The organism is Bradyrhizobium sp. KZN70725 (assembly GCF_055264925.1).
In genome coordinates this window covers 49,844-55,967 of record NZ_JBUYWT010000052.1, presented here as the reverse complement: position 1 = coordinate 55,967, position 6,124 = coordinate 49,844, and the positions used below count along the sequence as shown (strand labels likewise).

Sequence of the window (6,124 nt, the reverse complement as noted above, 5' to 3'; positions counted from 1 at the left end):
TCGAAAACAGCGAAACGAATATCAACTGACTTCAACAACCAGGCAACCAAAAGCCAGCGCCGCCACGCTGTCCGCGATTTAGCGAAACTGCTGTCCGTCAGTTAGCGAAACTGCTGTCCGTCAGTTAGCGAAACCGCTGTCCCGTTTTTGCGAAATACGCAATGAAGCCGGGGAAGAGTGCCTTCGCTCCGATCGCCTCCGGCTTCCTCCGCTGAAACGCCACAACGCAACTCCACAAACAATGAGCTGATTCAAACGGGCATGATCGCAATCGTTCCGTCGATCGAGGTCCGCATTTGGAACTGGCGATCCTAACCTGCGTTGGCCTTCACTAACAGGGAGGCCAAGATGGCGAAGAAGCAGACGGTGCGGGGTCGCAAGCAGGATAGGGCTCGTGTCGCTGGTGGGCAGGACTACGAGGTGAGCTATGAGGCCAAGAAGACCGGGAAGTCTGCCGCCTCTGGGAAGAAGGCGGTCAAGAAGGTCGGCAATAGCCGGAATCGAGTTGAGAAGCGCCTCGGATTGGCAATGAAAAAGTCTCTAGGCGCGACGCGGTCGAGGTCACGCTAACCTGTGGGGGGACGAAGGAGCCGCCCATAGCGGGGCTCTGTTTTTGCCTCACTGGCATCAAAGCCGCTTTGTGAATCAAAGGCCCCAATTAGCGAAAGCAAATGCGTCATCGACGATGGACACCTGAAGAAATCGAGAGACTAAAAGCTATGATTGTCTCTCGGGCGAGTGCTAACCGCATAGCGGTTGCGCTGAAGCGACCGATTAACTCTGTTTTCGAGCGAGCGCGTGCCGTTGGTATGCCCCTCCCGACAAAGACCGAGGAGCGGAGACGCGTGAGGATCTCGCTCAATCAGAGCGGTCCTCGCAATCGCTAGGCGGCTCGGTTCAATAGTGAACACTTGGCCCGACGCCGGCATAGCTGGACCGACGTTGCGAACATCGATTTAGCCGGGCGGGCGCCCGCGACGGGGCAGTCTAGGGCCAATCCGTTTATCCGCGGCCGAGTGAAGCATGCCGGCGAATCTCATCGCTTCTATCCTGGCTGGTCAAGGCGGCAGAGATTATCGAGCGCGAGCGCCGCTTACTTAACCTGGATGAATGCGGCAGAACCACCCGAAGGATGGCTCGGCCTGTGGATGCGAGGCACGCCGGATCATCCGGTAGACGGAAGATTGTTGAAGAGCCTCGACCTGGCAAGCAACATTTCTCCAGTTATCGGCAACCTCATGGAAGCGCGTCCAGTTCGACTGGTCAGGCCGTCCGGCCATTGCCTAAGCTTCAGCAAGTTGCATCATTTCAAATGGTGACATGCGATCAGTCTGAGCCACCCGGGAAATTCGGGCGATTACACAGAGCAACAAGTAGTCTTGTTGCCATGCATAGGTAAATGCGGGAACCACCATCCCCCTGAGACTAAGCCCCATGTTCGAGTTCAATCACATGGATGGTGTGGAGTACGGCTTCGTCGGGCTGGCGGCTGGTTCGTCCGTCGCGCTTGTCGTCAGCGTGATCTGTCTCCTCATCTGGTGACGCTCGCCACCCCTCAGGCGTCACCCACGGCCCCAGCGATTGCCCGTCGCTGGGGCCGTTCTCGTTTCGGGAACAAGTGGCAATTTGCGGCGTTGCAACAGCGGTCGGGTTGAGGGGTGGGACGACCATCGGCCTCAGCGCTCTCCCCGGGGCGCTGGGGCCGATCTTTGAGCGGCGACTGTAGTAGCGTCGCCGGCAGATCTTTATGAGTTACATTCTCGGCTTGAAAACATCTGCAAGAGAACTGCGCCCGAACTATGAGCTGGTTGCCGAACGTGAGACGAACGGGGCGGTGCCTTGCAGGCACCCGATCTGGCCAATGAAAATAGGTCATTCCTCCCGCCACGGCCGCGACGACGAAAGCCAAAGCGGCGGCGGCGAAAATCCAAGGCATGTCCTTGCGCTCTTGGGGGGTCATCAAACAATGCCTTCTAGGGGTGTAGAAGTGAAAGCAGGCGTTGCCGGTTCTGCTCTCTGTCAAGCTGATTTTTGCGCATCACTTCGAGTTCGGCTTCAACCTTGGTGACGTTTTCATTCAGCCGCTTCGATTCGATCAGCCGCGCCTCAAGCTCAGCGAGCCGCCTTTCACCTTCGACCACGTCGAGTTCAATCTGCCTCAGCTCGTCCATGATCGCGTCTTTGTACATCCTAGTCCAGCGCACCTGTGCAGTTTACAGCCGTGTGAGCTCAACCTCTTCCCAGAGCTAGTCGTTCCTTAAAACCTTGCGCTGGAGGGTTTTGGGCGGAAGGTCATCGTGGGAATAAGCGGCAATCGGAGAGGCAGGACGAAGGGCTGCTCGGCTTACCTGCGAGGATGGCACACGGCGGCGAGGTGCGCTTGCACCTTCATCGGGCCGCCGGATGCCCCTGCTGGCCCTCAGGAACGCTCCGGAGGCTGATGAATTTTTCCGGTCATGAGTGTGGACGATTATCTGGAGAGGGCTGAACACTACCGGCGGGCCAAAGAGACCGCCGACGACACGTTCACTCGCCATTTTCTTGAGCGGATGGAGCACAGTTATCGCGTCCTGGCTGCGAGCGAAGCAGCCCTCGCGGCTTCGCATAACGTGGAAGAGAAGCTGAACGATCGGCGCGACTAGCTGAACCCTTCAGCTTATTTCCCGTTTTCCCGTTACTCGCAATCAGCTTGCGGATGATAGCCAGTCGGGCGCTGACGGCCGCCTCGGTACGACCCAGCTTCTGGGCGATCTCGCGCTGTGTCAGCCCGGTCTCCCGGATCAATTGCAATAGCTTTTGCTCTTCCTCAGCGGAGCACGATCCTGCCGGCATGGGAACTCTCCAAATAGTTCCGTGATGAAATGCCACTAGTAATTGCAGATTCCTGGAGCCGCGTCTGCCCGGTGCGCCGGCCGATCGGGAACCGGTACGGCATCTGCATGTAGTCAGAGACCAAAGCCGCAAAAGGATTGTTAGATGCAACTCGCAACGCTACCGGCCACTGCCTTCAAGTCTCCGGCCATAAGCCTCTCTGGCATTGTCGACTATAATATGTACACCGCCTTTCGAACGCAGTTCGACAACGCGGCCGACAAAGACCTTGTCGTGATCGAACTGTCGACCCTGGGAGGCGACCCCGAGGTCGCCCGAATGATGGGGGAGGACGTGCGGTTCGCGAGTGAGATGGAGCCGCAACGCCGCTTCGTATTCCTCGGTAAGGCTGTGATTTATTCGGCGGGCGTTACGTTCATGAGCTTCTTTGCGCGGCCAAACAGATACCTCGCGCGCGGCACGCGACTGATGATCCATGAACGCAAGCTTTCGAAAACCTTGGTGATCGATGGCCCTTTAACAACATGCATTGCTGTTGTCAGGGCGACGCTCAACGAAATCGAATGCTCGATCGCCATACAGAATGAGGGCTTTCAAAATCTAATCATGGGCTCGAACGTGACAATCGATGAGGTCATGCAGAAAGCGCCATCAAACTGGTATTTGGAGGCGCAGGAGGCGAAGACGCTGGGTCTGATCGAGACAGTTCTGTAACGCCCCGAAACGACGCGACAACGTGGTACCAGCGAGGCCTCGCGTAGGGGCTTCGCCCGTCCCTGCTCGGCGGGACGCTGTAATGAAATCGTGTCGCTTACCAATCGAATCGGACCGAGTACCGCTGCTTCAGCCTCAGTTCGGTGGTCTTTGCCGATATGAGGTCCTGCGCCTGATCAGCGCCATCACGCATGACGGGCACCAAAGTCCAATCAGTACCGGAGGGGTTGATTTCGACGTGGCAGACATACTCTCCGCCTGGGAGACTGCGGATTTCGCGCAGTGCGATGAGTTCGAGATCTTTGGCGCATGCCATTGTCACGGGCACGGGAGTGCTCCTAGCCTCTCACCCGGAATCAACTCGGGTTGCTCCCAGCTGTTCCTTTCGATACCTGATGCAGGGATCCGCCGGCCGGATGGCGCTGCGCTCGATCCGGCAGACGATCTCGGCGGGTGGAGCATGAATGTCTCTCCTCAAAAGGCCGAACGGCGCAACTCACGGGCGGGACCAAAAGGAGCTGACGGCGACGTAGCGGCGCGCTTCTTGGTCCGAGCCACGACAGCGCCAGCCGCTGATCCAGCAGTTCCGCGGTGCCGTGCACACCATAAGCCTCCACCCGCCTGGCCGCGAGTTCGATCGCAAGAGCAACGCCATCCAGCCTGCGACACATATTTGCAACGACAGGCGCCTCGTCGTCACTGAAATGCAACTGTGCTCCGCTGGCGCGTGCACGTTCGACAAAGAGTTGGACTGCTGGAAACGTCCGGGCTACTTCCGCAGTAAGCCCCGTGCCCTCAGGAGGGTAGGCAAGGGCGTCGAGCCGATAGACATGCTCCCCGTTGGCCTGCAGCGCCTCTCTGCTTGTCGCCAGAAGATGGACTTTCGGCGCAGACGCAAAAATCGCAGATGCGAAAGTTGCAACCGATTCCACGAGGTGCTCACAGGTATCCAAGATGAGCAAGATTCGTTTATCTCGTAGAAAGGCAGCGATACTGGGCGCCGCATTTTCCGATTGCACCGACAAGCCCAGTAGGGAAGCAACGATGATATCTACCAGGCCGGAATCGCTCACCATGCTCAAATCTACGAAAACTACGGCTCCATCGAAGCTTTCCATCAACTGATGACCGACTGCGATCGCGAGCGTCGTCTTGCCGACACCGCCTGCGCCCACGATTGTGACGAAGCGCGACGTCCGTATCTACGTCGAGGTGAATGACCTTAATCTCTCAAAAATTGCGAGCGTCGGCAGTCTGTGGGTGTGGGTGTTGCGCGTCCAGGATTTGAACCTACTCGCGGACCATTTCTCGCCGGCGAGGGATTGCTTCGAACGGCGGCTTTTGACGAACTACCAAGGCACGTCTCGAGTTAGGCTGCGCTTCGATAGGAAAACAGGACTCCGAAATAGTGGGTCTCGCGATGTGCCGGAAATGGGCATTGGGCCATCCGTTGCATCATTCGAGTGCCGAATAAGCCCAATTCGTGCCAGCCGGCTTCCGTAGCGGGGCGGCGAGCGGCTACCCGAACTGAAACGAACGTGCCGCTAGTTCCTCATTGTGGCGAGGAGCGCGGGTCGCTGGGTATGAGAATCGCTGGAGGATGCTGTGACTGCAGATCGCGATCAGACGTACGAGAACGTGCTTGTCGAGGTCGCCGCAAGTGTTGCGTGGGTCACGTTGAACCGGCCCACGAAGCGAAATGCGATCAGCCCGGCGCTGTCCTCTGAAATGTTACTGCGAGACCAGAGGGCGATTAGCGAGGGATATGCGGCCAACGTGAGCCCAACCGTCCTAGACATCGCCGACCGCGAGCCGACGAGTTCACTAAGTTTGTGGTACAGAACACTGAGGCGTGGCTCTAGGTTGGCACGGCAAAAGGGGCTTGGTGAGCCCAATTTGATCCGAAAAGCTCGGCGACGATGGCTGTCGCCGCAGCGCCGTAACCGACCACCTCCCAAGGTGCTGCCGGGGCTGAGGCAAGTCGAGCCCGTCCCGTGTAATCCATCACCATGCGAGGGAGCCGAATGATGGTCCAAGCCAAATTGGAGCTGGCCAGCGCTCGCATCTGCGCTTCTCCGTCCAGGATTAGGTCTGACATTTGAGGCATAAGGGCAGCACGGCGAGCGAGGAGGTGGGGGTGCTCCACGCCAATCTCTCGGTCCTCACGTGTTGCTGAGCCAGTCGTGGCGACGAGCCTCGACAGCCGAAGTTGTGGCATGGTCAGAACTAGATTGACTGCCGCAGCCGTGCAGACGTCCGCCACTTCGGCTTCGGCACTGCCGAGGGTTGAGACGACCACGTCGGCGCCGGTCAACAGCTGGAGGAGAGACACGGGATCGTGAGCATCGCCGTGAATGAGCACCAAGCGCGAACAATTGGTGTTTACAGGACGTCGGTGGACAAGAGCTCTGATCCAGTGCCCTTCCACCAACAGGGATTGAACCACGAAACGACCGAGGCGTCCGCTTGCGCCAAGGACCGCTACCGTGACCGGGTTTCGTGGTGCTCGCGTCCTTTCGAGACGCTCCCTGGATGTGCTATGAACTTCGGGTTTCATCCGGAAAACCTGCCGAGCCGG

At 58.3% G+C, this 6,124-nt stretch carries 7 protein-coding genes and 1 pseudogene; 3 read left to right on the top strand and 5 right to left on the bottom strand.

Annotated features, from left to right (window positions below):
- Positions 1–348 precede the first annotated feature (348 nt).
- A complete protein-coding gene (locus ACZBJS_RS33455) occupies positions 349–570 on the top strand; it encodes a DUF3606 domain-containing protein (protein ID WP_316398717.1) in 222 nt (73 codons plus the stop codon).
- Between the two features lie 1,403 nt (positions 571–1,973).
- Here ACZBJS_RS33455 and ACZBJS_RS33450 read toward each other — a convergent pair.
- On the bottom strand, positions 1,974–2,171 hold the full coding sequence (locus ACZBJS_RS33450; protein WP_229184635.1) for a hypothetical protein: 198 nt from the start codon (positions 2,169–2,171) through the stop codon (positions 1,974–1,976).
- Between the two features lie 285 nt (positions 2,172–2,456).
- Here ACZBJS_RS33450 and ACZBJS_RS33445 point away from each other — a divergent pair, with 285 nt between their 5' ends.
- Positions 2,457–2,642, top strand: a complete 186-nt coding sequence (locus tag ACZBJS_RS33445; protein ID WP_316398749.1) for a hypothetical protein — start codon at positions 2,457–2,459, stop codon at positions 2,640–2,642.
- Positions 2,643–2,715: 73 nt separating this feature from the next.
- Here ACZBJS_RS33445 and ACZBJS_RS33440 read toward each other — a convergent pair.
- A pseudogene (locus ACZBJS_RS33440) lies at positions 2,716–2,832 on the bottom strand (SANT/Myb-like DNA-binding domain-containing protein); the annotation flags it as partial.
- Between the two features lie 144 nt (positions 2,833–2,976).
- Between ACZBJS_RS33440 and ACZBJS_RS33435 the strand changes: the two are divergent.
- Positions 2,977–3,546 (top strand): peptidase S14, encoded by a 570-nt coding sequence (locus tag ACZBJS_RS33435; RefSeq protein ID WP_316398718.1) that lies wholly within the window; start codon positions 2,977–2,979, stop codon positions 3,544–3,546.
- A 97-nt stretch (positions 3,547–3,643) separates the two neighbouring features.
- On the opposite strand, the gene ACZBJS_RS33430 is transcribed toward ACZBJS_RS33435, so the two are convergent.
- The 3 genes from ACZBJS_RS33430 to ACZBJS_RS33420 all read right to left on the bottom strand — a co-directional run bounded on the left by ACZBJS_RS33430 (position 3,644) and on the right by ACZBJS_RS33420 (position 6,103).
- A complete protein-coding gene (locus tag ACZBJS_RS33430) occupies positions 3,644–3,874 on the bottom strand; it encodes a hypothetical protein (protein WP_463439791.1) in 231 nt (76 codons plus the stop codon).
- A 28-nt stretch (positions 3,875–3,902) separates the two neighbouring features.
- Positions 3,903–4,724 (bottom strand): ATP-binding protein, encoded by an 822-nt coding sequence (locus ACZBJS_RS33425; RefSeq protein WP_463439792.1) that lies wholly within the window; start codon positions 4,722–4,724, stop codon positions 3,903–3,905.
- Positions 4,725–5,404: 680 nt separating this feature from the next.
- Positions 5,405–6,103: an NAD(P)-dependent oxidoreductase gene (locus ACZBJS_RS33420; RefSeq protein ID WP_410469815.1), complete on the bottom strand. Its 699-nt coding sequence runs from the start codon at positions 6,101–6,103 to the stop codon at positions 5,405–5,407.
- Between the last annotated feature and the right edge of the window lie 21 nt (positions 6,104–6,124).